Consider the following 25,028-nt stretch of genomic DNA (forward strand, 5'->3'; position numbering starts at 1 on the left):
CGCAGCTGACATCGGCGTACGTATCAGCACCCGTTTCCGTGCGCTCTGTTTCGCGATCGTGCCGCCCGGCACGAGGCGAGGCGGAGGTGGACAGATGCGGTACACGCAGGAGCCGGGGCCGGTGGCCCGGGCGTCGGCGCTGCTGCTGGCGAGCCTGGCCGAGGTCGACGTGGCCGTGCAGGTCGAGCACCCCGGCGCTGTGCAAGGAGTGCAGGCCGGGGTGTACGGCGGCCCGTGGCTGGCGGTATGGCCGTACGCGGTGCTGCCGGAGTCGCTGCCGGCGCGTGCCGGTGACCCGCTGCGGTTGCGGGTGCGGTTCCTGCTGCACGCCGACGGCCCCGGCACGACCCCGGTCGAGGTGCTCGACCGGGTGCTCATGGCCGGGGTGCCGTACCTGCTGGCCGAACCGGTGCCGGACACGTTGTGGCCGGCACTCGGGGCGCGGCTGCGCATGGCGCTGCTGTGCGAGGTCGCGGTGCAGCACGCCACGGCGGCGCCGTACGTGCCGCGCGTGACCCAGCCGCCCCGGCTGGAGACGACCACGCTGCGGCAGCTGTCCGGCCGCGTGGTCACCGTCGACGGAGTACCGCTGGCGCGGATGCGGGTGGCGGTCGCCGATCAGACTGCTTCCGCCTACACCGACAACAGCGGTCACTTCACCCTGCCCGCGGTCGCCGCCGACCGCCCGCTGCGCCTGCTGGTCACCGGCCGTGGGTTGCAGCTGTCCGCCGAGGTCGCGGCCGTGTCGGCCGACCCGGTCGTCATCACCTGCGAGATCCTGGAGGTCTAGCAATGCCCGTGTACTCCTCTCCCGGCATCTATGTCGAGGAGGTGTCCGGCGGCAGCAGGCCGATCGAATCGGTCGGCACCAGCACCGCCGGGTTCGTCGGCACCGCCCCCGACCCGACCGCCCGCCGCGACGAAGCCGTCGCGGTCAACAGCTGGTCGGAGTTCGTGCGCGTCTTCGTCGGCGAGAGCACCGTGAGCACCCCGCTGTCGCGGGCCGTGTACGGCTTCTTCGACAACGGCGGCGGTCGCTGCTACGTCGTGAACATCCCGTCCGGGGACCCGCTGGGCGGCAAGGGCCGGCACCGGTCCGGCCTGCGGCTGCTGGAGGCGATCGACGAGATCGCCATCGTGGCGGCGCCCGGCTACACCGACGCGGCGTCCTACGAGGACGTGCTGGCCCACTGCGAGCTGATGGGCGACCGGATGGCCATCCTCGACGGGCCGGAGCACACCGGCGACGTCGAGCGGCTGACCCGCGTCGGCGGGGTCACCCTGCCCAAGCCGCCCCGCAAGACCGGGACCGCGGCCGAGGGCGAGACCCAGGCCGCACCGGTCGACGACAACAGCGGGCTGCGGCCGCGCCAGTCCGACTACGGCACCTTCTACGTGCCGTGGCTGGTCGTGCGCGACCCGCTGACCGGCGAGATGACCAGCACCCCGCCCAGCGGCCACGTCGCCGGGGTGTGGGCGCGCACCGACACCACCCGGGGCGTGCACAAGGCCCCGGCCAACGAGCCGGTGCGCGGCGCGGTCGACCTGTCGTACCGGGTGACCAAGGCCGAGCAGGACGTGCTGAACCCGGCCGGGGTCAACTGCATCCGGCACTTCCCGGCCGAGGGCATCCGCATCTGGGGCGCCCGCACCCTGGCCGCCTCGGCCAGCGAGTGGCGCTACCTGAACGTCCGGCGGCTGTTCAACATGCTCAAGGAGTCGATCGGGGACGGCACGCGCTGGATCGTGTTCGAGCCCAACGACAACCTGCTGTGGAAGTCGATCCGCCGCGACGTCAGCGCGTTCCTGACCCGGGTGTGGCGCGACGGCGCGCTGCAGGGCCGTACGCCGCAGGAGGCGTTCTTCGTCAAGTGCGACGAGGAGACCAACCCCGCCGAGGTCCGCGACGCGGGCCAGGTCGTGACCCTGATCGGCATCGCGCCGGTCAAGCCGGCCGAGTTCGTCATCTTCAAGATCAGCCAGTCCGCCGGCACCGGCGGCGAGCAGGGAGCCTGACATGCCCGAGGTCACCGCAACCGCGCGTCCCGCCGCCCAGCCGGGCAACCTGGTGGACCCGTATCGCGCGTACAACTTCAAGCTGCTCATCAACAACGTCACCGAGGGCCACTTCACGGAGGTCGGCGGGCTCGGCATCAAGGTCGAGACCATCGCCTACCGCGAGGCGGGCAACAACTCGGTGGTGCGGGCCATCCCGGGCCGCGTCACGTACGCCCCGGTCACGCTGCGCTTCGGCCTCACCTCCTCGGCGGAGCTGTGGGAGTGGCTGATGACCGCGGTCGAGGGCCGGGTCAGCCGCCGCAACGTGTCCATCGTCATGCTCGACAGCTCGGGTTCGGCCGAGGCGCTGCGCTGGAACCTGGTCAACGCCTGGCCGCAGGAGTGGTACGGCTCGCCGCTGGACGCGATGAGCCGCGAGCTGGCCGTGGAGACGCTGGTGCTGGCGCACGACGGCATCCAGCGGGAGACCAGCGGTGTCGGCGCGGCTGCGTGAGCTCGTCGGCTGGTTGCGGCGCCTCTTCACCGGAAGGGGCGCCGCCGCCCGGCGGGCGCTGGCGGTGACCGCTGACGGCACCGCCCTGGTGTACGTCCCCGAGCCCGCCGACGCGGTCGACGACCCGGCGGCCCGGCCGTCGCCGGACGGCGGTGCGCGCCTGGGCGGGCGCGCCGCCGACCCGGACGCGGACCGGACCGGTCCCGCGGTCCGCCCGGCGGTCGCCGCCGGGCGGGACTCGGTGGCGCACCGGCCGGACTTCCCCGCGTACGGCCGGACGACACGGACCGTCCCCGGCCCGGACGCCGCCCCAGGCGCCCTGGGCACCGCGTGGCCGCAGGCCGCGCCCCGGCATACCGGGACGGCGGACACTGAGCCCGGATCTTGTGCGTCTGATGTCGTTACAGCGACACCAGCCGCACAAGATCCGGAAAACGATGCCGGTCCGGCCATCCGGTTGGACCGGCCGAGCCGGGTGCTGCCGTCGCTGCCCGGCTGGATCGACGGCGAGCCCGGTCGCGGACAGGGCCCGTCGGCCGAGCAGCCGTGGGCCGCCACCGGGCACCGCGGCGCCGGTTCGGCTGTCCACTCGGGATCGACCGACCGCGGCCGTCTCACCACGCCTGGTGGCGACCGCCGACCGAACCCGGCGACGGACGCCGGCATCGTCGACGGATGGGCTCAGGCTGCCCAGATCGGGAACACCCGGTCGGCACCGGCCGGTCCTACGGCTGCCGCGGCTCGGGCGGCCGACAGCCCGTCCAGAACGGACGGACCGGCGGGACGCCCGGCAGGCGAGGACGACACGGCACCGGCCGCGCCGCCCGCGCTCGACCAGGTCGAACCCGACCGCTCCGACAACGCTGCCGAGCAGCACGACGACCGTGACCTCGGGCGCGGTCGCCACACCGGCCGGGCCGCGACGGCTGCCGGGCCGGACCGCTCGCGGCGGCCGGCCGAATTCGGGCCGGTGGCAGGCCGCCGGACCGCTCGGCGCGACAGCACGATCGACCGGCCCGGCCCGTCGGCGCCGGACTGGACGGCCGAGGCCTGGCCCGACCCATGGGCGGGCGGGCAGCGGCCGTTCCACGACCAGCGCCAGGAAGGTGCGGGCGCCCGACCGGCGGCCGTGCCCGCACCGGCCCGGCCCGGCCCCGGCCGGGCGGCGCAGCCGCCGTACCCGGGTTACGCGGCGGCGCCGCGCGCCGCGTGGACGGGGCTGCCGTACGAGGCGGACCGGTTCGCGGCGCGGCCCGAGGCCGACGACGCAGCCGGGACCGCCGCGCCGTGGCCGGTGCTCGACGGCACCGACGCGCACGGCGACCCCTGGCCGCCGCTGCTCGACGACGCGGCGCTGTGGACGGTCCCCGAGCCGTCGCGCGCCGACCCCGACCGCATCAACCGACTGCGACGTGAACAGGAGGGGCAGCCGTGGAACGCGTAGCCTTCCTCGTCGACGCGACCGGCGAGCGCATCGACTGCCTGGTCAACCCGGAGACGCTGGTGGTACGGCGGCTCGCCGGGGTGCGCCCGGCCGCGCTGCCCGGTGCCGTCGTCGGCACCGGGGTGGACGACGCGCTGCTGTACACCGGCGGCGGGCGTACCGAACTGGTGCTCGACCTGCTGTTCGACGTGGACCTGGTGGAGCCCGCGCACCGGCCCGACGACGTACGCGACCTGACCGGGCGGCTGTGGCACCTGGCCGAGAACGGCGACGGCCGCCTGCCGCTGGTCCGCCTCGTCTGGGGCAAGAGCTGGAACCTGCCCGGCGTGGTGGTGAACGTGGCCGAGCGCCTGGACGCCATCGACGCCACCGGCACGCCGCGCCGCTCCTGGCTGCGGCTGAAGCTGGTGCGCACCGAGGGCGAGCCCCCGGCGCCGCCGCAGCGCACCTCGGCGGCGGCGGTCCAGGTCACCGGCAACGGCGCCGACGGCGCCGGCGTCCGGTTCGACCTGCTGGCCGCCACCGCCCTGGGCGACCCGACCCGGTGGCGGGAGCTGGCCGAGCACAACGACGTCGCCAACCCGCTGGCCGTGCCTGCGGGATCCGTGCTGGGAGTGCCGTCATGATCATCCCTTCGCTGTCGGTACGCCTCGACGGCGTGCCCGTGCCCGGCCGGGTGCTGTCGGCGCGGGTGTCGTACCGGATCTCGCTGCCGGCCCAGGCCGAGCTGACCGTGCAGGCCACGGGCGGCTGGCCGTTCGGGGCGCGGCTGGAGCTCGAACTCGACGGCCGGGAGCTGTTCGCCGGCGAGATCGGGTCGGTGGAACTGGTCCGCGGTCCCGGCTCGGAGACCGGCTGGACCGTGGTCGCCCACGACGCGCTGCACCGGCTGCGCTCACGGCAGCGGCCGCGGGTGTTCACCGACGTCACGCTGGCCGACCTGGCCCGCGAGCTGACCTCGGGACTGGGCCTGGACGTGCGCTGCCCCGACCCGGGTCCGGCGCTGGAGCGGGTGGTGCAGCACCGGGCCACCGACTGGGACCTGCTGTCGCGCACCGCCGCCCGGCTGGGCCGCTACCTGTACCTGGACGGGCGGACGCTGGTCGTGGACACGCTGCGCCCGCGCGGGTCGGCGGTGGAGCTGAAGTTCGGCGACACGCTGTGGCAGTGCCGCGTGGCCGGGCACGCCGACCGGGCGCTGTCGGCGGTGACGGCGTACGGCTGGCATCCCGGCCGGGGCGAGTTCACCACCGAGCGGGCGTCGGGTGCCGGCTACCGCCCCGGTTCGGCCACTCCCCCGCCGGGGCTGACCGGCGGCGCCGACCGCACCCTGATCGACCAGCCGGTGGGCCACCAGGCCGAGGCCGCGCAGGCGGCCGTGGACCGGGGTGCCGCCCGGGTGCTGGCGGTCAGCGGCACCTGCCAGGGCGACCCGGCGGTGCGGCCCGGCCGCGCGGTCGGGGTCAGCGGTGTCGACGACGCCGTGGACGGGGTCTATCCGGTGTGCACGGCCGTGCACACGGTCGACGCCGACGGCTACCGCGTCGCGTTCGGCACCGAGCCGCCCGAGGGGCTGCCGCAGAGCACCGCCGCCGCGATCGCGCTGGGCCGGGTCACCGAGGTCGACGACCCCGACGGCCGGGGCCGGGTGCGGGTGGTCCTGCCCGGACACGGCGACCTGGATCTGGGCTGGCTGTCGGTGCTGTGCCCGGGAGCCGGGCCGAACAAGGGCCTCGTGGTCCTGCCGGACCCGGGTGACCTGGTGGTGCTGGCGCTGCCGCGCGAGGACCCCGCCGACGCGATCGTGCTGGGCGCGGTCTTCGGGCCGCAGACGCCACCGGACACCGGCGTGAAGGGCGGCTCGGTCAAGCGGTGGACGCTGCACAGCGCGGGCGGGCAGGAGGTCGTCGTCGACGACTCGGACAAGTCGATCACCCTGACCAACGCCGACGGCAGCCGGCTGGAGCTGTCGCCGAGCACGGTACGGCTACTGGCCCGCACCGACCTGGTCATCGAGGCGCCCGGCCACAAGCTGTCGATCCGCGCCGCCAGCGTCGACTTCGAGCGGGCGCTGATCCCGGGCCTGCCCACGGGGGTGAATCCGCTGTGAAGGCGATCGTGTCGACCGCCGACGTGCGCTGCGACCACGACGGCAAGGTGCAGAACAACCCGTCGCAGCACTGGGTGCAGATCGCCGGGGACCCGGTGCTCGTCGACGACGACCCGGAGGGCCGCGCCATCGTCCGCTGCCCGAACATCGGCGCCACGATGAAGCCCTGCACGAAGACGCTGCGGGTGTTCACCGGCTACAGCGACTGGATCCGCGTGGACGGCCACGCGGTCGTGCTGGACAACCTCGACGGGCTCACCGACGGCACCGTGCCCGGCACGGTCCACTACCAGGTCCGGATCCCCGGCCAGTCCTTCGTGGAGGTCTCCGCGTGAACACGGCATCGTTGCGCTTCTCCGAGCCCGACGGGCTCGTCACCTCGGCCGCGGGGCGGGTCTCGCTCGTCCACGGCGACGACGCGATCCGCCAGGCGATCATGCTGCTGCTCGGGACGACCCCCGGCGAGCGGCTGATGCGCCCCGACTACGGCTCGCACCTGCACCGGCTGCTGTTCGCGCCGAACGACCAGACCACGGCCGGTCTGGCCATCCACTACGTACGCCACGCGATCGAACGCTGGGAGCCGCGGGTGGAGATCGAGGAGGTCGACGCCGACCCCGATCCCGACATCCCGACCCGGCTGAACGTCCACCTGCGCTACCGGGTCCGCCAGACGCTGGCCACCGGTGTCCTCGACTACCCCCTCGACCTGGGAGAGCAGCCATGATCCCCGTGCCGAACCTGGACGACCGCACCTTCGCCGACCTCGTCTCCGAGGCCCGCGAGCGGGTGCAGCGGTCGTGCCCGGACTGGACCGACCTGTCGGTGCACGATCCGGGCGCGGCGCTGCTGGAGGCGTTCGCATACCTGACCGAGGTGATGCTGTTCCGGCTGAACCGGCTGCCGGAGAAGGCATACCTGGAGTTCCTGAACCTGCTGGGGGTGACCCGGCGGCCGCCCGCGGCGGCGTGGACGGAGCTGACGTTCAGCCGCACCGGTGCCGACACCGCCGAGCGGATCGTGATCCCGGCCGGGACCAGGGTGGTGGCCGCGCGCGGCGCCGATCCGCAGCCGGTCGTGTTCACCACGACCGTGCCGGCGGCGATCGCCGAGGGCACGGCCGAGGTCCGGGTGCGGGCGTACCACTGCGAGCTGGTCGACGGGGAGCTGCTGGGCCTGGGCTCGGGGCTGCCGGGCCAGGTGCTGCGCTGCGACCGCGCCCCGCTGGCCACCACCGGGGAGCCGCTGGAGGTGATGGTCGGGGTGCAGACGGCCGGGCCGGTCGACGGCGCGGCGCGGGAGTTCCAGGGCCGGGTGTTCGAGATCTGGCGGCGGGTGGAGAGCTTCGCCGGGCTGGGCGCGACCGACCGGGCGTACCTGCTGGACCCGGCCTCGGGTGTGGTCACGTTCGCGCCGGAGCTGGACGGTGGCGTGGTGCCCGGTGCGGTGCCGGGGGCGCACCGCGAGATCCGGATCTGGTACCGCACCGGCGGCGGCGCGGCGGGCAACGTCGGGGCGGGCACGCTGACGACCCTGCGCGACCCGGTCGCCGGGGTGCGGGTCGTCAACGCCGAACCGGCCCGGGGCGGCCGCGACATCGAACCGGTCGACGCGGTCGCCCGGCGCGGGCCGTACGAGCTGTTCAGCCTGCACCGGGCGGTCACCGCGCGGGACTTCGAGCTGCTGGCGACCACCGACTCCCCCGCCGTGGCGCGGGCCCGCGCGTTCACCCGGGCGGCGATGTGGTCGTTCGCCCGGCCGGGCGAGGTCGAGGTGACGCTGGTGCCGTTCGTGCCGGAGGCGGCGCGGCCGGGCTGGCGGCTGCCGGTGTCGGCGCTGCTGGAGCGGCAGCTCGACGAGGTGCGGCTGCGCACCCAGGCCGATCTGGACCGGCGCCGGGCGCTGGGCACGTCGGTGACCACGACGTGGGCGCGGTACAAGACGGTGTCGGTGCGCGGCCGGGTCGTGGTGGGGCGGCAGGAGGACGTCGAGGCGGTCCGCCGGCGCATCCACGACCGGCTCTACCAGTCGATCAGCCCGCTGCCCGCCCCGGCGACGGTGGAGGGCTGGACGTTCGGCGAGCCGCTGCGGGCGTCGAACGTGTACCGGATCCTGGAGCAGGCCGAGCCGGGCGTCCGCTACGTCGACGAGGTGCGGTTCGTGCTCGATCACGCGCCCAGCGCCTCGGTCGGGTCGATCGCCGCCGACAACTACCAGGCCGCCACTTGGTACGCGGGCGGCGGCACCCAGGTGTTCCGGTCCACCAACGACGGCCAGGGCTGGGAGCAGGTCTTCGAGCTGCCGGGCGAGACGGTGCGGCAGGTGCTGCCCGCACCCGCGGCCGACCGGCCGGGCGTGACGGCGCGGCCGGGCACGGTGGCGGTGGTCGCCAACTCCGACGAGGGCGGCTCCTCGGTGTACCTGTCGGCCGACCTGGGCGAGACCTGGCGCAAGCTCACCGAGATCGACGCGGTGGTGCTGGAGGCGGCCTGGATCGACCGGGACGAGGCGGTGTCGCTGCTGTTCGCCTCGGACGCGGGCCTGTTCGAGCTGTCGCTGGTGGACGGTGCGGTGCCGCTGCAGATCGTGGTCGACCAGAAGGACCAGGACCGCGGGTTCAACTCGGTGCGCGCGTTCGTGTCAGAGCGCGGCGTGTGGGGCGTGGCCCTGGCCGCCGAGACCAGCTACGGGGTGTACCTGTCGACGGCGGGCGGGCGGCCGGGCACGTTCCAGCACATCGGGCTGGCCGGCACCGACACCCGGGCGCTGGCGGTGCAGCTCGACGGCCCGGACACGGTGCTGTGGGTGGGCACCGGCATGGCCGACCCGCGCAAGCCCGGCAAGGGCTGCTACCGGGCGCGGCTGTTCGAGGCCGATGTGCGCTGGCAGGAGATGTCGAACGGGTGGACCGGCGGCACCTGCTGGGGGCTGGACTTCGCCGACGGGGTCGCGTACGCGGCGAGCCAGAGCGGCGGCGTGCTCCAGCTGGACACCACGGCGGCGGCCCCGCAGTGGGAGTCGCCGTCGGTCAACTGCGGGCTGCCGCTGCGCGACCGGACCCGGTTCGAGCCGGTGCGCACCGTCGCCGCCGGCGGCCAGGTGTTCGTCGGCGGCAACCGGGGCACCCACGTGCGCGCCGGGGCCGGGCTGTGGAGCTCGGCGGCCAGCACGGAGCTGCGCCAGGTCGTCACGATCCCGCCCACCTGGCTGCTCGTCTCGGGCGACCACGACATCGAGGTGGTGATCGAGGATGCGCAGTGACGCGATCGCCGGGATGCTCCCGGCGGCCTACCAGCGGTCGATGCACCCGTCCGGGGTGCTGTGGGCGCTGCTGGGCGTGATGGAGGGCCTGCACGAGAGCAGCGAGGCCCGGCTCGGGTCGGTCGAGGACCTGTTCCACCCGTACCGCAGCCCGGACCGGCTGGTGCCGTTCCTGGCCCGCTGGGTGTCGGTCGACCACCTGGGCACCGGCCGCGACCTGGTCGCGGCCGGGGCCGCGCTGGCGCAGTGGCGCGGCACCCGCGAGGGCCTGAAGGCCGCGGTGGTCATCGCCACCGGCCTGACCGAGATCGAGATCGAGGAGGCGGAAGACCGCCCGTTCCACCTGATCGTACGCATCCCCGCCGGATGCGTACTGGCCGAGCAGGTCCGGCGCATCGTCGAGCTGGACAAGCCGGCCGCCACCACCTTCGAGATGGGAGTGCTGCCGTGAACGAGAAGACGACCGACAAGAACGAAAAGTGGATCATCACCACGTCGACGCCGGAGGTGGCCCTGGGCCAGGACCGCGCCGCCGAGGTGACGTTCACCATCACCAACCAGTCCAAGCGCACCGGCCGCCCCGGCATCGACTTCCACACCGGGTCCGACGCCGACGCCGCCTGGTTCACCGTGGAGGACTACCCGCGGCCGCGGCCGGGCGCGACCGCGCCGCTGGTCGTGAAGATCAATGTGCCGCAGACCGCGCCGGCCGGGCGTTACGAGTTCCAGGCCCGGCTGACCCCTCCCCCGGCCCCGGGTTCGTTCGGCGACGCCGTGGCCGGGGACGCGCCCGAGGAGAACTCGGTGCTCAGCCGCCGCGTCGCCGTCGTGGTGCCCGCGCCGCCGACGCCGGAGAAGAAGCCGTTCCCGTGGTGGATCGTGGTCGCCGCGGCCCTGGCCGTACTGGTGATCGGCGTGATCACCTGGGTGGTGTGGCCCAGCGGCGAGCCCGAGGCGGTGGCACCGCAGCCGTCGGCCACCCCGTCGGTCGAGCCGAGCGCCAGCGCGGCACCGGTGCCGATGGCCGCCGTGCCGAAGCTGGTCGGCCTGAGCCTGGCCGATGCCAAGGCGGCGCTGACCAAGGCCGGGTTCGTGCCGGGCACCATCCAGTACGGCTGGGACAACACCCGCGGCCCCGGCGCGGTCACCCGCCAGTCGCTGCCCGGCGGCGCGTCGGCCGCTCAGGGCAGCACCGTGGACCTGGGCGTCTCGGCGGCCGTCGCGCCGCCGGTGATCTCGGTGCCGGTCAACAACTCCAGTGTTCCGCCGGGCCGCATGCCGACGCTGACCTGGACCCAGCCGGACTCTTGGCCGGTGCGGTGGCTGGTGTCGGTGCAGCCCGAACGCTGCACCCGTTCGGTGCTCGGCGACGTGTGCGCGCCCGCCCCGGTGGTGTCGACCCAGGTCTCGCGGGAGCGGCAGTTCACCCCGGTGATGCCGAAGCTGAACTACGACGTGGTCAACAACGTCCGCGACAACGGCTGGGTGATCATCAGCGTCCAGGTCCTCGACGACTACGGCACCGCCACGACCGCCGGCACCGTCCGGGTCTACCTGGAGCACTGACATGCCCGCACTCACCCGAGGACAGAAGATCCTCGCCGCGGTCGCGCTGCTGATCGTGGCGCTGTACGTCACCGGGGTCGCCACCCAGGACGACCAGCAGTCCATGGCCGACCCCGCCGACAACGGCCTGGTCCGCACGCTCGGCGACTGGTTCGGCAGCCCCGACCCGGTCGACCCGGCGGACCTGGCCGCACCCTGCCGCACCGGTGACACGCTGGCGGTCGAGGGCAGCTGCGTGCTGACCGTGGCCCCGGCCGACGCCGACCTGCGCGAGGTGGCGCTGCGCGCCGACACCGCGCTGCACCTGCACACCCGTGCCCCGCACGACGACACCGCCCTCGACCGCGACGTGCCCGCCGGGGAGACGATCAAGGTCGCGGTCGACGGCGACGGCGTGGACATCACGCTGACCTGCGACAAGTGCTCCGTGACCCTGGGAGGCAGCGATGGATAGGCTGCGCACACCGTTCTTCTTCGTCTCGCTCGTCGCGTTCGGACTGGTCGTGGCGGTGGAGACGGGCAGCTCGTTCCTGCTCGGCCTCACCACCCCGGCGCTGGACACGGCCACGCAGCTCGGCGCCGACGTGCCCCCGGGGGTGGCGCAGCGGCCGGGCGGGCTGGCGATCTCGTACCTCGCCCTGATCGACGTCGTGCTGCTGGGCACCGCGGTGCTGATGGGCGTGGCGATCCTGGCCTCCAAGCGGCTGCACGCCCGGGCCCAGGGGGTGGTGACGCTGATCGGGGCGATCATCCTGATCATCACGGCGCTGGTGCTGCTGTTCGTGGCCATCGCCAAGCTGGTCCTGATGGTGGGGCTGCTGCTGGCCTTCCCGTTCGGGACGATCGTGTACCTGATCCTGTTCGGATCGTTCCCGCGCGGCGAGGCGGCGGTGGTGCTGTCGCTGATCATGTTCCTGAAGGTGGTCGGCGGGGTCTGCCTGGTCATCGCCCAGCAGCGGTTCCTGCAGAACAAGGGCCTGGTGGCCATGATGATCACGTCGCTGCTGGGCAACGTCGTGGCGGTGTTCCTGCACGGGCTGGTGCCCGGGGTGCTGGTCAGCATCACCGACGCGATCGCCGGGATCGTGTTCGCGATCGTCGGCATCGTCTGGGCGATCATCCTGATCATCGGGTCGATCCCGGCGATCGTCCGGGCGGTCCAGGCCACCGTCGACAACGTCAAGCAGCTGCGCGCGGCCGCACCCGACGCGGTGCAGACCTGAGTCCGGCCCGGTGCCGCGATGCGGGGCCCGTCACCCTCGGGTGGCGGGCCCGCGTCGTCCCCGCCGCGTCCGCTCACGCGCCGACGTTCAAGCGGGACGCAAGTCGGCGGCAAGTGGCGGCGGTCAGACGAGGTCCTGGCCGGTCAGCGCGGCCGTCCACGTCTCGGGGCCCCAGATGGCGTCCAGCAGCTCCAGGCCGAGTGCGGCCTGCATGGCGCGGGTCCTGGCGGCGGTGTCGGTGCCGAAGACGCCGTCGATCTCCGTGGGATGGCCGTTGGCGGTCAGGATCGCCTGGGCCCGCTTGACGAACGGGCCCTTGGCGCCCGCCTTGAGAACCGGAAGCATGCCGATCATCTCCTTGAACCAGTCGCGACCGCCCGGCGGCGGCGCGGGCGGCGGCACCGGCGGCGCGGCACCGGCGACCTCCGCCACGTAGCGCCGGAACAGGGCGGCCTTGTCCACGGCCTCGCAGTCGCGGTAGCCGCTGAGGTGCGTGTGCCACAGGTGCGAGCTGTCCGCCTCGCCGCTGCGCGGTGCCGACGACTGGCCGCGCTGGCGGTCCCAGCGCAGCACCCGTACCCCGTCGTCGGTGTAGATGACCTCGCGGATCCACCGCGTGTCGGCGGCCCCGGCGCGGCACTGCGCCACGAGCCAGACCGAGAGGTGGCGCAGGGTCGCCTGGTGCCCGTTCGGGTAGCGCCTGGTGAAGCCGCCGATGTCCAGGGCCGCCGCGCCGTCGGTGAGGCCGCGCAGGTCGCGGGCCAGGCGGGCGCTGTACGGGTCCTTCGACATCTTCAGCCCGTCGCGGCCGAGGTGGTAGCTGGTGCCGACGCGCCGGTGCGCCTCGTCGCCGACGATGCCGACGTCGGCGCCGTGCAGGCCGAACGCGGACAGCAGATACTCACGTGCGGTCAGGTAGGACTGGGGTGCGTACGACACTGCCTCTCACCTCCGGGATGGGGACGTGAGGGCAGCGTGCGCCGGGGCACTTGGCCGCGGCTTGGAGCGGACTTGCCCGCCGGTTACGAGGGCATGGCTGCCGCGATCGACGCGCGGCCGCCGTGCAGGCGGATGGTGTACCAGCCGCCCCGGCCGACCGGTTCGGGCAACGGCACCGCGTACCAGCCGCTGATCAGGGCGAGCAGCACCGGGATGACGTCGCCGTGCGAGGACGCGACGACGCGGCCACCCGGGTGCGCCCCGGCCATGGTCAGCAGCGCGCCGAGCATGACGCCCGCCGACCAGGCTGCTCCGACGGCCTGGCCCATCGGGGCGAACACGCCGTCCACCCAGGCGGCGGGCTCCCGGAAGTCGTCGGCCTCGACGAGTGCGGCCAGCGTCGTGACCGGCAGGCCCGCCGCCCGCGCCAGCGGCGCCACGGTCTGGTGGCAGCGCAGCGCCGGGCTGGCGTAGACGGCGTCGATACCGGCCCCGAGGGCTGCCATGAGCCGCTCGGCCTGCGCGAAGCCCTGTTCGGACAGCGGCCTGCTGTCGTGGCCGGCGGTCCAGCCGGCGCGCTCGACCGAGGAGCAGTGCGGCACGAGCTCCAGGGTGAGGTGAAGATCGAAGGGCATGTGGGCACGCTAGCCGCTCGTCGGGCACCGCCGAGAAGGGCACCTTCTACCGCGCCATGCGATGAGAAGGTGCCCTTCCTTACCTCAGGACAGGGTGAGGGCGGTGTCGTCGATGACGAACGACGTCTGCAGGGACGCGTCCTCGACGCCACTGAACTTGATCGTCACCGTCTGCCCGGCGAACGACGAGACGTCGACGGTGCGCTGGGCGTAGCCGGTGTTCTTGTTGAGGTTGGAGTACGTGGCCAGCGTGGTCGTCCCGGCCGTGACCGTCAGCTTGTCGTACGCGGTGGTGGTCGTGGTCTCGGCGGTGTCGATGTGCAGCCAGTAGGTCAGGGTGGCGCGGCATCCGGCCGGGATCGTCACGGACTGCGACAGGGTGTCGGTGTGGGCGGAGCCGTACCCGTTGAGCCAGGCCTTGTAGGAGCCGGTGTGGGCGGCCTCGCCGGTGCTGCTGTCGATGACGCCCGAGGACTGGGTCCACGGCGAGGTGCCGGTCTCGAAGCCCGCGTTGCCGAGCAGCTGGCCGGAGCAGCCGCCGCCGGTCGGGCTGACGGTCCAGCTGAACGTGGCCGTGCCGGTGGCGTTGGTGGTGTCCTTCGCCGTCACCGTGACCGTGGTGGTCTGCGCCGTGGTGGGCGTGCCCGTGATCTTGCCGGTGCTCGCGTTGATGGACAGGCCCGCGGGCAGACCGGTGGCGCTGTAGGTCAGGGTCTGGCCGCTGCCGGAGGAGCTGGCGCTGATCTGGAGGTTGACCGCGGTCCCGACGATCGAGGACTGGTTGCCCGGGTTGGTGACGGTCACCGTGTTGCCGGTGCCGGGCGGCTTGGGCAGCAGGCAGCCGGCCACGGACAGGTCGATCGCCCGCGACGCGTTGAGGCAGGTGGTGAACCAGTACGTCTGCTGGCCGTAGCTCTGGCCCTGGTAGACGTGGACGGTGCCGTTGGCGTCGACCTCGCACGGGTTGTTGAGCGTGCAGGACTGGCCGTCGTCGTTGCCGGTGTTGTTGATCCCGACGACCTTGTTGCTGGCCAGGTCGACGATGGGCGAGCCGGAGGTGCCGTGGGTGGTGTTGCACCCGGTGTTGTACTTGATCGAGTCGTGCCAGGTCCACACGTCCTCGCGGATCGTGGGCACGAACGCGTTGATCGTGCAGTTCCAGATCTGCTTCCAGTAGCTGGACGGGATGTACATGCTGCTGCCGCTGGCCGGGCGGGTGTCGGAGACGGTCAGCGCGGTCACGCCGTACGTGCTCTGGATCGAGGCGAAGGTCGTGTTGAGCCGGTACAGCGACACGTCGGTGTCGGTCATCGTCGCGTACAGCAGCATGTCGGCGCGCAGGGTGCCGAGGTTGGTGCCGGAGGCGTTGAGCAGGGTGCCCGACCTGGTGCTGGACTTGTTGACCAGGACGACTCCGGCGCCGGGCATGCCGCCCTCGTAGCAGTGGCCGTTGGTCAGCATCATGGCGCGGTCGGTGTCGACCGAGCTCGGGAAACGGACGAGCGAGGCCGAGCAGTTGCTCAGGGCGATCGTCGCGTTGAGACTGGCCGCCTGGAGGGTGACGGCGGACGCGGGGGCGGCGGGGACGGCGATCGCGGCCGCGCCGAGAACGAGTGCGCCCACGGTGGTGGCGATTCGTCGGAACATGAAAGCTCCCGAATTGGGGGGTATAAATCGCCGCCAGTCTATGGCCGACGCCCGCCGCAGTGAAGCCGGTGAATCTACGGTGGCGGCAGAACGCCAAGGCCGACCTGACCGCCTAAACTGCTCCGATGCCGCCGCTCCCCCCGCACCCCCACCGCCCGCCGGCCCACCGGCCGGTCGACCCGTACGAGGTCGAGGTCCGGGTCATGCCCGTTCTCACCGTGGTGGAGACGCTGCACAGCCTGGACCAGTCCGAAGGCGACGCCTGCGTGCACTGCGGAACCCGCGGTGCGGGCGCCGCGTCGTGGTCGCCCGACGAGCTGGTGCCCGTCGGCCGCGAGCGCCACCGGGGCACGGTCATCCGGGCGCACCGCGATTGCGCTCCGAACTGGCTGGCACGCTGGTTCCGCGACGGAGACGAGCTGAAGCAGCAGCAGCTGGGCTACTACCGGGTCCGCGAGCAGATCGCCACGGAGCTGGTCGAGTACCAGCTGGACGCACGGCTGCGCCGCTACGAGCAGATGAGCGAGGAGGACCGGCCCCGGCGCGAGCTCGTCGACTGGGAGATCACCGTCATCCACGAGGCGGCGCTGGCCGTGCGCTTCGGCATCCCCGACGAGAGCTGACCGCAGGCACCGATGTGCGTGCGGGCCGTGTCCACATGCGAGGTATCCTGTCGGCCAGTTCGACGGGGCCACATGGAGTGACGATGTTCTTCCGGCGCAAGACCGAAGAGGCGCGCGCGCTGCGGTATATGGCGTACGTGTCCGATGCGAAGATCGACATGCTGATCAGCCAGATCCACGAGCCGCTGCGGCGCAGCATCGCCACGGAGCTGAAGCTCGACCTGAAGCTGATCGGCCTGACGCTCAGCGCCGACAACCCGCTGCGCCAGCAGAGCCGCATCGAGAAGGTGGCGCTGGTCGAGGACTACCTCACCCGCCACCAGCAGGTCGGCGACCTGACCGCGTCGCAGGGGTACGTCAAGGCGCGGCTCAACATGGACTGGGCGCCGCTGTCCGACATCCAGCACGGCCGCCCCGACGCCGAGAAGATCACGTTCTTCTGCGGGTACACCGAGGAGCTGCTGGTGGTGCTGGGCGGGTCGACGGCGCACCTGCTGGGGACGCCGGTGGAGCCGACGGCGACGCCGGGGTCGCAGCCGTACGCGATCCGCCGGGCCCTGCACCCGGTCACGCCGCAGGCCGACGGCCTGGACGAGCAGGCCGAGACCGACACGGTGCGGTCGCTGGCCGACGGGATCGCGGCCACCGCCAAGGCCGTGTTCCAGACCCCGCAACCGGTGCAGTTCCTCGCCCGGTGCATCAGCCGGGGCCCGCTGCCCGACGGCTCGCCGCGCCCGGCCTACCTGCTGGGCAGCCCGCTGTACGTCGAGATGGTGGACTACTAGTCCGATGAGCACCGGCACGCACCAGGCGGCGGGGACCTGGCAGGTCGGTGACGTGATCGCCGACCTGTACCGGGTGACGAGGGTGCACGAGCAGGGCGGCATGGGCCTGGTCTACCGGGTGCGCCACCTGGGCTGGGACGTCGACCTGGCGCTGAAGAACCCGCGCCCGCAGCAGCTGCGCACCGCCGAGGACCAGCAGCTGTTCGTCGACGAAGCCCAGGCGTGGATCTCGCTGGGCCTGCACCCGCACGTGTGCGCCGCCCACTACGTCCGCGCGATCGACGGCGTCCCGCGCGTGTTCGCCGAGTACGTCCCCGGCGGCAGCCTGCGCGAGGCCATCGACGACGGGCGGCTGTACGGGGGCGGCCCGGACGAGATGCTCGCGCGGCTGCTCGACCTGGCCGTGCAGCTCGCCTGGGGGCTGGCCCACGCGCACCGCCGGGGCCTGGTGCACCAGGACGTCAAACCGGCCAACGTGCTGCTCGACGAGGCGGGCACGGCGAAGGTGACCGACTTCGGGCTGTCCCGGGTCGGCGTGCCCGCCCAGAGTTCCGGCCCGGCCCGACCGGGGGTGTGGGCCGACCCCGGCGTGAGCACCCGGGTCAGCGCTGGCGGCCTGACCCCCGACTACGCCTCACCCGAGCAGGCCGCCGGGGTGCCACTGAACCGCCGCACCGACGTGTGGAGCTACGCGGTGTCGGTGTTCGAGCTGTTCACCGGAGGCGTGGTCTGGTCCAGCGGCCCGTCGGCCGACGTCGCGCTGGCCGAATACCTCCAGTACGGCCCGGACGATCCGGCCGCGCCCCGGATGCCCCCGGCACTGGCCGACCTGCTGCGCTCGTGCCTGCGCGACGACCCGGCCGCACGCCCCGGCGACCTGGCCGAGGTCGCGGACACGATCGCGGCCGTATACGAGGCCGAGCTGGGCCGGCCGTACCCCCGGACGGTCCCGGCCGAGGCGGACCTGCGCGGCGACGAGCTCAACAACCGGGGCCTGTCGCTGCTCGACCTCGACGACCCCGACGCGGCCGACGCCGCGCTGCGCTCGGCGCTGGAGGCCGACCCGCACCACCTCGAAGCGGTCTTCAACGCCTCCATGCTGAGCTGGCGGCGCGGCGAGCTCACCGACGACGAGGCGGTGGCCGCCGTCGCGGCGGCCGCCGCCACCCGGCCCGGACACTGGCTCGGCGCGTACCTGCTGGCGCAGGTCCACCTGGAGCGCGGGGACCTGGACGCGGCGCTGCCGCTGCTGACCGAGGCCGCCCAGCAGGCGCCCGACGACCCGCAGGTCGTGGAACTGCTGCGGCGGGCTCGCGCGGGCGGGCTGGCATCGGGCGACGGCGAGCGGACCGTCCCGGGTGGCGCCCGCGACGATCGCAGCGGGATGACCGGGGCGCAGCTCGGCCAGGATGCCCGCGTGGTCCTGACCGCGCTGACCGACGTACCCCCGCCGCCGCGCGGGCTGCGGCGCCTGTGGGTGCTGCTGTTCGGCGGCGACAACCGGCGGGCGACGGCGAGCATCGTCGGCGTGCACTCCATCGACGGCGCCCGGCCCCCGCTGCGGTTGCGGCCGGGCAGGTTCGCCAGCGCGTTCGCGGTCCGCCCTGACGATCACATGGCCGCGGTCGGGGGCGGCGGCGACGACGTCGTGGTGTTCGACCTGGACAGCGGCGCCGAACTGCACCGGCTGCCGGGTCACGGCATTTTCGCGCGCGCACTGCGGTTCAGCGCCGACGGCCGGACGCTGGCGTCCGGGGCGAGTGACGGCCTGGTCCGGTTGTGGGAGCCCACCACCGGCACGCTCCTGGCGACGCTGACCGGCCACGGCCGGGAGGTGCACGGGCTGGCATTCTCAGCCGACGGCACCCGCCTGGCCTCAGTCAGCAGCGACCGGACGCTGCGGCTGTGGGAGTGGCGTACCGGCCGGTGCACGGCCGTGCTCGAACATGGCGACAAGGTGTCGGTGGTGGACCTGAGTCCGGACGGGCGCTGGGCCGTCACCGGCGATCTCCGCGGCGTGGTGCGGATCTGGGAGCTGGACTCGGATGGGGGCGCTGTATGCCGCCACGAGCTGCAAGGGCACCGGGACGAGGTGCTGGCCGCGGCGACCGGCGGCGCCGGGCGGTTCCTGACCGGCGGCCGGGACGGGATCCTGCGCCTGTGGGACGCGGGCACCGGGCGCTGTCTGCGCACCGTCGAGGCTCATCGCGACGCCGTGTTCCGGGAACTGACCGGCGGCTGGACCGTACACGTGACGGCGTGCGTGAGCACCGACGGAAGGTTCGCGCACTCGCTGGGCAATGACGCGGTGGTGCGGTCGTGGGGGCTGCCGACGGGCTACACCGCCGCGCTTCAGGTGTGCCGGCCGCGGCCGGTGCCGCTGCTGCACGAGTTCGACGCGCGGTTCCAGCATCTGCTGGGCAGTGCCGACCGGGCCCTGGGTGAGGGGCGGGTGCCCGCCGCGCTGGAGCTGATGCGGCAGGCACGCGCGGTGCCGGGCCATGAGAACGCTCCGGAGGCGGTCGCGGTCTGGCAGCGGCTGGCCGGCTCGTCAGTCCGGACAGGGCTGCGCGGGGCAAGGCTGGCGCGGCGGATCACCCTGGTGGAGCCCGGCTCGCAGCGGTTCTGGCGGGCGCTGATGGGCCTGAGCGCCGACGGCGCCACCGCGCTGACTAGCGCCCCCGACGACGCCATGGTGCTGTGGGACCTGGCCACCGGGCAGGCCCGGCGGCGGTTCGCGACGCCGGAGCCCCGGATCTCGGTCGAGTCGCTCGCGCTGAGCGCGGACGCGCGGCTGGCGGTGGCCGTGGACGGCTACCGCCGCGTGCTGGTGTGGGACCTGCCCGGCGACGACGAGCCGCGGCTGCTGGACCAGCTGCCGTCCACCGGCACCCGGGTGTGCCTGGACCGGACCGGCACGTACGCGCTGACCGCGACGAGCACCTACACGGTGCTGCGCCGCCTGGAGCTGGCGACCGGCCGCGAGCTGGCGAGGTTCCAGGGACGCGAGCGGATGATCCACACCTCCGAGGGCGACTCCCGGATGGAGCCGGAGGCGATGTACGGGACCTGCCTCGGCGACGGCGGGCAGTCGGCGCTGTCCGCAGCGGAGAACGGCGACGTCCTGCACTGGGACGCGGTCAGCGGGCGGCTGCTGCGCCGGATGCGCGGCCACGGCCAACGTGCCGAGTGCGTCGCGATCAGCCCGGACGGGCGCTTCGCGCTGTCGGGCGCCTGGGACCGGACCGTCCGGTACTGGGACCTGGAGCGCGGCCGCTGCCTGCGCGTGCTGACCGGGCACACCCAGCCGGTCGACGCGGTCGCGTTCACCGGTGACGGAGCGTTCGGGGTCTCCGCCGCACGCGACCACTGCGTACGGGTGTGGCGGCTGGCCGACGGCGCGTGCGTCCGGGTGCTCGACGGCCACGACGGCCCCGTGTCCGGGGTCGGTGTCAGCGACGACGGGCGGGTCGTGGTCGCGATCACGCGCGAGAGCCTGTCGGTCTGGGAGCTGGACTGGGAGCTGGCGGCCCGTCCGGCCGCAGGTCGGCGGGCGGGTCTGGGCCGGTGGTTCGGCCGGGCGCGCTCTGGCGGCTGAGCCGCGGAGCCGGACGGAACCGCTGCTGGGGCCCGGTGCAGGGGATGGGCGGCCGAGCGGCAAGGGTTCGCCCAAAATTCAAGGGTTCCGATGTCTTGTGCCATGGGAGCGGTTCTGCTTGGCTACGGCGAGCCGTCCACATCGGCATGGACACAAGGAGCCCACATGAGACTGAAAGCGGTTACGGCAGGACCTGCCCTAGCTGTCTTCGTCGCCGCTGCGATGACGCTGGGTGTGCAGCCCGCGGCCGCCGCGCGACCCTCGGCGAGCACGGGCGCGACCGCGCCGTCGCTCGTCGGCGCGCTGGCCGCGCCGAGCGTCGACGTGAACAACGTCAAGGCGCACCTGCAGCAGCTGCAGACCATCGCGACCAACAACGGCGGCAACCGTGCCACCGGCACCGCCGGCCACACCGCGTCGGTGACGTACGTGCAGCAGAAGCTCCAGGCGGCGGGCTTCACCGTCACCCTGCAGACCTGCACCACCTGCAACGGCTCGGCGAAGAACATCATCGCCGACTGGCCGGGCGGCGACACCAACAACACCTACATGTTCGGCGGCCACCTCGACGGCGTGTCGGCCGGCCCCGGCATCAACGACGACGGCTCCGGCTCGTCGGCGCTGCTGGAGGCCGCGCTCCAGCTCGCGGCGGCCAACCCGACGATGACCAACCACCTGCGGTTCGGCTGGTGGGCCGGCGAGGAGCAGGGCCTGATCGGCTCGAAGTTCTACGTCAACTCGCTGACCTCGGCGCAGAAGACCGCGATCAAGGCGTACGGCACGTTCGACATGATCGCCTCGACCAACGGCGGCTACTTCGTGACCGGCACCGACGCCATCGCGGTGAAGCTGCGCGAATACTTCACCTCGATCAGCGTGCCGACGGAGACGTCGACGGAGTGCTGTAGCGACGACGGCTCGTTCCGCAACGCCGGCGTCCCGTCGTCGATCAACTCGACCGGTGCCAGCTTCACCAAGACGAGCGCGCAGGTGACCAAGTGGGGCGGCACCGCCGGTGCGGCGTACGACTCCTGCTACCACAAGGCCTGCGACAGCTACCCGTCCAACATCAACAGCACCTCGCTGGGCCGGTTCGCCAACGCGATCGAGTACGCGGCGTGGAACCTGACCACCGGCACCGCGCCCGCCAACGACTTCTCGGTGTCGCTGAGCCCCGCCTCCGGCTCGGTGAACCCCGGCTCGGCGGTCACCGCGACCGTGAACACCGCCACCACCTCGGGCAGCGCGCAGACGGTGAACCTCAGCGCCTCCGGCGCGCCCTCCGGCGTGTCGGTCAGCTTCAGCCCGGCGTCGGTCACCTCCGGCGGCTCCTCGACGGTGACCGTGTCGACGACGGCGAGCGCCGCCCCCGGCACGTACACCATCACGGTGACCGGGACCGGGTCGGTGGCCCACTCGGCCAGCTACACCCTGACCGTCAACGGCACCGGCGGCTGCACCGGGACCGGGCAGAAGTTCGCCAACCCGGGCTTCGAGTCCGGCGCGGTCTCGTGGACGCAGTCCTCGGGCGTGATCGGCCAGAACACCGGCAACGGGGCGCCGCGCACCGGCACCTGGTCGGCGTGGCTGAACGGCTACGGCTCGGCGCACACCGACACGCTGTCGCAGTCGGTGACGCTGCCCTCGGGTTGCAGCAGCTACACGCTGTCGTTCTACCTGAAGATCGTCACCGCGGAGACGACCACCACGACGGCGTACGACAAGCTGACCGTCACGGCGGGCACCACCACGCTCCAGGTCTTCTCCAACCTCAACGCCAGCGGGTACACGCTGCGCTCGTACAACCTGTCGGCCTTCGCGGGCCAGACGGTGACCGTCAAGTTCACCGGCGTCGAGGACTCGGGCCTGGCGACGTCGTTCGTCGTCGACGACACCGCCCTCACGGTCTCCTGAGGTAGGTCCGTCCCGCACTCGTACACACGACACCGAACAGCGATCCGAACACGGGTGGTCCCGGAGGCGAGAAACCGCCTCCGGGACCACCCGGTCGTCTACCGGTGCGTCACTGGTCTTCGAGATCGAGCACCCTGTATTCAGGCAGTTCCCGCCGCGCCTGCGCCCCGTCGTAGGTCGCGAGGTAGGCGTCCCGGGTACGGGCCTCGACGATGGCGTGGCCCATGACGGGGCCCAGTCGCGCCACCTCGACGGTCTCCGTGCCCGTCAAGGGCAGGATGACGGTCACTCCGTCGATCTTCGTGGCCAAGCGGGTCAGCCGCTCCCGCTCCTCCGGGTTGAGCTGCTCGTAGGCGGCCAGGAAGCAGGCCGCCGGAATGCCGACGAACGCGCCGGTGCCTTCCTCCTCCACCATCGCGACGAGCTCGGCCGTAGCCATGCCGCGAAGCGCGGCGTACGCGACCAGGGCAGTGCTGTCCAGCACCACACGGACGTTGCTCACTCGTCACCCGCTTGAACGGCTTGCGCCTTGAGCACGTCCAGGGCGTAGATGCGCTGGCGCATGCGTTCGACGCCCGCGTCGGTGACCAGGTAGCCAGCCTCCCTCAGCACCGCGCGGGTCGCTTCATGACGTCGGCGCATCCGGATCGACTCGGCGACGTAGGCCGACGCGTTGTCCACGCTGTCCAGCACTTCGCGGACGTCGTCCGGGAGGTAGATACTGATCTTCCTCGGTGAGGTCATACTTTTCAGGGTACGCCTATCGCCTAAGATCACAACTGACGACACTCGGACGAGGCAGCTGCCGCCGACCTGGTGCCGGACGCGCCGGGGCGAGCGCGGCGCCGCGCTGGACATGTCGACCACGTCGGCAGAACCTGTGGCGGCACGCGGCAGCCCGGCGCCCTTTCGACGCCGCCCCGGGCGGCCCGGCTGCGGTCAGGCCTGCGACGAGTAGCTGCTGAAGAACCCGGAGTTGATCGGGTTGCCCGCGTTGTCGAAGCAGTTGACCGTCACCAGGATGTCCGTCCCGGCCGCCGACCACGGGCGGTGCAGGCCGCAGAAGGACGACGAGGTGCCGTACGCGGTGGCCTGCGAGTTGCCGGGCAGGCTGGCCGCCAGCGAGTAGTACTTGATGGTCCACACCGGCGGTCCGGCGCCGAGCCCGTTGCCGCCGGCGACCGAGTTGTAGTTGGTCGTGGCCGGACCGGCACCGGGGACGTTCCAGATGTACCCGAACCGGTTGGGCGGGAAGGCCGGGCCGTACAGCGACCGCTTGTACTGGTAGGTCGAGGTGAAGGCGTTGTCGGCCAGCGCGCCGAGGTGGTTGAAGCACAGGATGCGGAAGAACTGGCCGTTGGCCGAGGACTGCATGCTGGCCACCTTGCAGCGGGCTGCCGCGCCGGGGTTGACCGCGGTCACCTGGATGCCGCCGTCCTGCGGGCCGGGGGTGCCCAGGCCGGTGAAGGCGATCGAGTACTGCCCGACGCCGACATGCGCGCAGGTGGTGCCGAACCCGAGGGTGGTGTAGTTGTCGATGATGCCGCAGCCGGCGTTGTTGTGCATGTAGCCGTACAGGCCGCCGCCGATGCCGCCGGAGCTTCGGGCGAACTGCACCGAGAAGCCCGGGGCCGGGTCGAGGACGCCGGTGGTGCGGTAGCAGGCGACCCTGACGATCTCGTTCGGCGGCAGGGAGGTGTCCGGCCCCCAGCTCTCGGCCTGGCAGAACCGGCCGTTGGGGCTGGTCAGGGCGTCATGGACGGCGGTGACGTGCACGACGCCGCCGACGATGCCCTGACCGGGGAACTTGACCGTCCACCGCCCCGGGACGCCCGGGGTGACGGAGGTGCCCGCCGGTACGGCCTGCGAGACCACACCGCCGGACCACAGCGCGAAGCCGAACCGGTCGGGCACGGCGGCGTCGGCCGACGCGCCCGCAGCAGTGGCGCCCGCAGCGGCGGCGAGCAGCATCGCCGCCGCCCGAACGGCCCAAATCTTGACCTTCATAGGGTCTCCTACCTGTGGGAGGGGCCTCCAGTATCAGCCAACCCATCTAGCCTCATGGATGTCAGATCACGGACGCCGGCCATGGCGGCGGTAAATCGGCCGCTCGGGCGGGCGCTGGGATCTAGGCTGCCGCTCATGCCCGACAGGATGTGGTCACTGGCGCAGTTCCGCTTCGACGAGCAGATCGGCGCGGCCGAGGTTTACCTCGACCGCGGTGACGGTCTGGCGCCGATGCCCCGCGACGAGGCGATCGCGTACGCCCACGCCCGGGGCGCCAACCTGGTGGCCTCGTGGCCGGAGGCCGACGACCAGCTCCCTACCTGCATCGTGGCGAAGGTGAGCCTGCCGGTGCGCTGGGAGCAGGTGCCCCTCGACACGCCCGAAGCGGACGAGCGGCTGTGGTTCCAGGCGCCGTGCGGCGGCCGGGACTTCCTCGTGGGCAGCGGGAACACGTTCCCGGGTCGGATGGCGGCCTGGTGCCCGGACAAGGCCGTGTTCTACAACGTGTCGCTGGACGAGATGGCATCCATGTCGGAGCAGGCACGATACTTCGTGGCCGGGTTCCTGGCGGGCAACCAGCCCGGCCACCCGGTCGACGGCGACGGCGACGCGGCGGAGTCGGACCTGGTCGCGTGGCAGGCCGCGACCGCCCGGTTCCGCCGCAGCGGCTACTGGTACGGCCGCTGGAGCACCTGCGAGGCCTGCGGCTGCGTACTGCTGCCCGACAGCGCCGACGACCGCTGCCACGAACATCTGGCCTGATC

24 protein-coding genes are annotated in these 25,028 nt (G+C 72.9%); 18 read left to right on the forward strand and 6 right to left on the reverse strand.

Annotation, left to right across the window (positions count from 1 at the left end; all coding sequences use genetic code 11):
• Positions 1–94: 94 nt before the first annotated feature.
• From Cs7R123_RS00500 to Cs7R123_RS00560, 13 genes are read left to right on the forward strand one after another with little or no spacing between them, the layout of a single operon-like run.
• Positions 95–790: a carboxypeptidase-like regulatory domain-containing protein gene (locus tag Cs7R123_RS00500; protein WP_212822515.1), complete on the forward strand. Its 696-nt coding sequence runs from the start codon at positions 95–97 to the stop codon at positions 788–790.
• A 2-nt stretch (positions 791–792) separates the two neighbouring features.
• Positions 793–2,016: a phage tail sheath C-terminal domain-containing protein gene (locus Cs7R123_RS00505; RefSeq protein WP_212822516.1), complete on the forward strand. Its 1,224-nt coding sequence runs from the start codon at positions 793–795 to the stop codon at positions 2,014–2,016.
• Between the two features lies 1 nt (position 2,017).
• Entirely contained in the window at positions 2,018–2,512 is a 495-nt protein-coding gene (locus Cs7R123_RS00510; protein WP_212822517.1) for a phage tail protein, read from the forward strand.
• Complete coding sequence (locus Cs7R123_RS00515; RefSeq protein WP_212822518.1) at positions 2,493–3,956, forward strand: hypothetical protein; 1,464 nt, start codon at positions 2,493–2,495, stop codon at positions 3,954–3,956. Before Cs7R123_RS00510 ends, Cs7R123_RS00515 begins: the two co-directional genes overlap by 20 nt.
• On the forward strand, positions 3,944–4,582 hold the full coding sequence (locus tag Cs7R123_RS00520) for a hypothetical protein (RefSeq protein ID WP_212822520.1): 639 nt from the start codon (positions 3,944–3,946) through the stop codon (positions 4,580–4,582). Before Cs7R123_RS00515 ends, Cs7R123_RS00520 begins: the two co-directional genes overlap by 13 nt.
• The gene (locus Cs7R123_RS00525) at positions 4,579–6,066 is read left to right on the forward strand and encodes a phage baseplate assembly protein V (protein WP_212822522.1); all 1,488 of its coding nucleotides are present in this window, start codon (positions 4,579–4,581) and stop codon (positions 6,064–6,066) included. The genes Cs7R123_RS00520 and Cs7R123_RS00525 overlap by 4 nt, the downstream gene beginning before the upstream one ends.
• Entirely contained in the window at positions 6,063–6,401 is a 339-nt protein-coding gene (locus Cs7R123_RS00530) for a hypothetical protein (RefSeq protein WP_212822523.1), read from the forward strand. Before Cs7R123_RS00525 ends, Cs7R123_RS00530 begins: the two co-directional genes overlap by 4 nt.
• A complete protein-coding gene (locus tag Cs7R123_RS00535; protein WP_244871530.1) occupies positions 6,398–6,793 on the forward strand; it encodes a GPW/gp25 family protein in 396 nt (131 codons plus the stop codon). The genes Cs7R123_RS00530 and Cs7R123_RS00535 overlap by 4 nt, the downstream gene beginning before the upstream one ends.
• The gene (locus Cs7R123_RS00540; RefSeq protein WP_212822526.1) at positions 6,790–9,327 is read left to right on the forward strand and encodes a putative baseplate assembly protein; all 2,538 of its coding nucleotides are present in this window, start codon (positions 6,790–6,792) and stop codon (positions 9,325–9,327) included. The genes Cs7R123_RS00535 and Cs7R123_RS00540 overlap by 4 nt, the downstream gene beginning before the upstream one ends.
• Positions 9,317–9,778 carry a phage tail protein gene (locus Cs7R123_RS00545; RefSeq protein WP_212822528.1) on the forward strand — a complete coding sequence of 154 codons (462 nt, stop codon included), beginning with the start codon at positions 9,317–9,319 and terminating at the stop codon, positions 9,776–9,778. Before Cs7R123_RS00540 ends, Cs7R123_RS00545 begins: the two co-directional genes overlap by 11 nt.
• Complete coding sequence (locus tag Cs7R123_RS00550; RefSeq protein WP_212822529.1) at positions 9,775–10,893, forward strand: Stk1 family PASTA domain-containing Ser/Thr kinase; 1,119 nt, start codon at positions 9,775–9,777, stop codon at positions 10,891–10,893. Before Cs7R123_RS00545 ends, Cs7R123_RS00550 begins: the two co-directional genes overlap by 4 nt.
• Before the next feature lies 1 nt (position 10,894).
• The gene (locus Cs7R123_RS00555) at positions 10,895–11,347 is read left to right on the forward strand and encodes a hypothetical protein (RefSeq protein WP_212822530.1); all 453 of its coding nucleotides are present in this window, start codon (positions 10,895–10,897) and stop codon (positions 11,345–11,347) included.
• The gene (locus Cs7R123_RS00560; protein WP_212822531.1) at positions 11,340–12,116 is read left to right on the forward strand and encodes a hypothetical protein; all 777 of its coding nucleotides are present in this window, start codon (positions 11,340–11,342) and stop codon (positions 12,114–12,116) included. Before Cs7R123_RS00555 ends, Cs7R123_RS00560 begins: the two co-directional genes overlap by 8 nt.
• Positions 12,117–12,239: 123 nt before the next feature.
• Here Cs7R123_RS00560 and Cs7R123_RS00565 read toward each other — a convergent pair whose 3' ends face one another.
• The 3 genes from Cs7R123_RS00565 to Cs7R123_RS00575 all read right to left on the reverse strand — a co-directional run bounded on the left by Cs7R123_RS00565 (position 12,240) and on the right by Cs7R123_RS00575 (position 15,337).
• Positions 12,240–13,055 (reverse strand): peptidoglycan-binding protein, encoded by an 816-nt coding sequence (locus tag Cs7R123_RS00565; RefSeq protein WP_212822532.1) that lies wholly within the window; start codon positions 13,053–13,055, stop codon positions 12,240–12,242.
• A gap of 83 nt (positions 13,056–13,138) precedes the next feature.
• Complete coding sequence (locus tag Cs7R123_RS00570) at positions 13,139–13,690, reverse strand: histidine phosphatase family protein (protein WP_212822534.1); 552 nt, start codon at positions 13,688–13,690, stop codon at positions 13,139–13,141.
• An 84-nt stretch (positions 13,691–13,774) separates the two neighbouring features.
• Positions 13,775–15,337, reverse strand: a complete 1,563-nt coding sequence (locus tag Cs7R123_RS00575) for a putative Ig domain-containing protein (protein WP_212822537.1) — start codon at positions 15,335–15,337, stop codon at positions 13,775–13,777.
• A 125-nt stretch (positions 15,338–15,462) separates the two neighbouring features.
• Here Cs7R123_RS00575 and Cs7R123_RS00580 point away from each other — a divergent pair, with 125 nt between their 5' ends.
• From Cs7R123_RS00580 to Cs7R123_RS00595, 4 genes are all read left to right on the forward strand, one after another.
• Positions 15,463–15,960 (forward strand): hypothetical protein, encoded by a 498-nt coding sequence (locus Cs7R123_RS00580; RefSeq protein ID WP_212822538.1) that lies wholly within the window; start codon positions 15,463–15,465, stop codon positions 15,958–15,960.
• A gap of 83 nt (positions 15,961–16,043) precedes the next feature.
• The gene (locus tag Cs7R123_RS00585; RefSeq protein WP_212822539.1) at positions 16,044–16,745 is read left to right on the forward strand and encodes an SAVMC3_10250 family protein; all 702 of its coding nucleotides are present in this window, start codon (positions 16,044–16,046) and stop codon (positions 16,743–16,745) included.
• A gap of 4 nt (positions 16,746–16,749) precedes the next feature.
• Positions 16,750–20,343, forward strand: a complete 3,594-nt coding sequence (locus tag Cs7R123_RS00590) for a WD40 repeat domain-containing serine/threonine-protein kinase (RefSeq protein ID WP_212822542.1) — start codon at positions 16,750–16,752, stop codon at positions 20,341–20,343.
• A gap of 165 nt (positions 20,344–20,508) precedes the next feature.
• On the forward strand, positions 20,509–22,257 hold the full coding sequence (locus Cs7R123_RS00595; RefSeq protein WP_212822544.1) for a M28 family peptidase: 1,749 nt from the start codon (positions 20,509–20,511) through the stop codon (positions 22,255–22,257).
• Positions 22,258–22,366: 109 nt separating this feature from the next.
• Here Cs7R123_RS00595 and Cs7R123_RS00600 read toward each other — a convergent pair whose 3' ends face one another.
• The 3 genes from Cs7R123_RS00600 to Cs7R123_RS00610 form a co-directional block, all read right to left on the reverse strand.
• The gene (locus Cs7R123_RS00600; RefSeq protein ID WP_212822546.1) at positions 22,367–22,759 is read right to left on the reverse strand and encodes a hypothetical protein; all 393 of its coding nucleotides are present in this window, start codon (positions 22,757–22,759) and stop codon (positions 22,367–22,369) included.
• Complete coding sequence (locus tag Cs7R123_RS00605) at positions 22,756–23,001, reverse strand: hypothetical protein (RefSeq protein ID WP_212822547.1); 246 nt, start codon at positions 22,999–23,001, stop codon at positions 22,756–22,758. Before Cs7R123_RS00605 ends, Cs7R123_RS00600 begins: the two co-directional genes overlap by 4 nt.
• A gap of 195 nt (positions 23,002–23,196) precedes the next feature.
• Positions 23,197–24,264: a hypothetical protein gene (locus tag Cs7R123_RS00610; RefSeq protein ID WP_212822549.1), complete on the reverse strand. Its 1,068-nt coding sequence runs from the start codon at positions 24,262–24,264 to the stop codon at positions 23,197–23,199.
• 135 nt (positions 24,265–24,399) lie between these two features.
• Between Cs7R123_RS00610 and Cs7R123_RS00615 the strand changes: the two genes are divergently transcribed.
• Entirely contained in the window at positions 24,400–25,026 is a 627-nt protein-coding gene (locus Cs7R123_RS00615) for a hypothetical protein (RefSeq protein ID WP_212822551.1), read from the forward strand.
• Positions 25,027–25,028 lie beyond the last annotated feature (2 nt).

The organism is Catellatospora sp. TT07R-123, from assembly GCF_018327705.1.
Taxonomy (GTDB): domain Bacteria; phylum Actinomycetota; class Actinomycetes; order Mycobacteriales; family Micromonosporaceae; genus Catellatospora.

Excerpts from the sequence above, each read along its gene's own strand:
- Cs7R123_RS00500 (WP_212822515.1), top strand. The coding sequence starts at position 95 with ATGCGGTACACGCAGGAGCCGGGGCCGGTGGCCCGGGCGTCGGCGCTG.
- Cs7R123_RS00505 (WP_212822516.1), top strand. The coding sequence starts at position 793 with ATGCCCGTGTACTCCTCTCCCGGCATCTATGTCGAGGAGGTGTCCGGC.
- Cs7R123_RS00510 (WP_212822517.1), top strand. The coding sequence starts at position 2,018 with ATGCCCGAGGTCACCGCAACCGCGCGTCCCGCCGCCCAGCCGGGCAAC.
- Cs7R123_RS00525 (WP_212822522.1), top strand. The coding sequence starts at position 4,579 with ATGATCATCCCTTCGCTGTCGGTACGCCTCGACGGCGTGCCCGTGCCC.
- Cs7R123_RS00540 (WP_212822526.1), top strand. The coding sequence starts at position 6,790 with ATGATCCCCGTGCCGAACCTGGACGACCGCACCTTCGCCGACCTCGTC.
- Cs7R123_RS00545 (WP_212822528.1), top strand. The coding sequence starts at position 9,317 with ATGCGCAGTGACGCGATCGCCGGGATGCTCCCGGCGGCCTACCAGCGG.
- Cs7R123_RS00555 (WP_212822530.1), top strand. The coding sequence starts at position 10,895 with ATGCCCGCACTCACCCGAGGACAGAAGATCCTCGCCGCGGTCGCGCTG.
- Cs7R123_RS00560 (WP_212822531.1), top strand. The coding sequence starts at position 11,340 with ATGGATAGGCTGCGCACACCGTTCTTCTTCGTCTCGCTCGTCGCGTTC.
- Cs7R123_RS00570 (WP_212822534.1), bottom strand. The coding sequence starts at position 13,690 with ATGCCCTTCGATCTTCACCTCACCCTGGAGCTCGTGCCGCACTGCTCC.
- Cs7R123_RS00575 (WP_212822537.1), bottom strand. The coding sequence starts at position 15,337 with ATGTTCCGACGAATCGCCACCACCGTGGGCGCACTCGTTCTCGGCGCG.
- Cs7R123_RS00580 (WP_212822538.1), top strand. The coding sequence starts at position 15,463 with ATGCCGCCGCTCCCCCCGCACCCCCACCGCCCGCCGGCCCACCGGCCG.
- Cs7R123_RS00585 (WP_212822539.1), top strand. The coding sequence starts at position 16,044 with ATGTTCTTCCGGCGCAAGACCGAAGAGGCGCGCGCGCTGCGGTATATG.
- Cs7R123_RS00590 (WP_212822542.1), top strand. The coding sequence starts at position 16,750 with ATGAGCACCGGCACGCACCAGGCGGCGGGGACCTGGCAGGTCGGTGAC.
- Cs7R123_RS00595 (WP_212822544.1), top strand. The coding sequence starts at position 20,509 with ATGAGACTGAAAGCGGTTACGGCAGGACCTGCCCTAGCTGTCTTCGTC.
- Cs7R123_RS00605 (WP_212822547.1), bottom strand. The coding sequence starts at position 23,001 with ATGACCTCACCGAGGAAGATCAGTATCTACCTCCCGGACGACGTCCGC.
- Cs7R123_RS00610 (WP_212822549.1), bottom strand. The coding sequence starts at position 24,264 with ATGAAGGTCAAGATTTGGGCCGTTCGGGCGGCGGCGATGCTGCTCGCC.
- Cs7R123_RS00615 (WP_212822551.1), top strand. The coding sequence starts at position 24,400 with ATGCCCGACAGGATGTGGTCACTGGCGCAGTTCCGCTTCGACGAGCAG.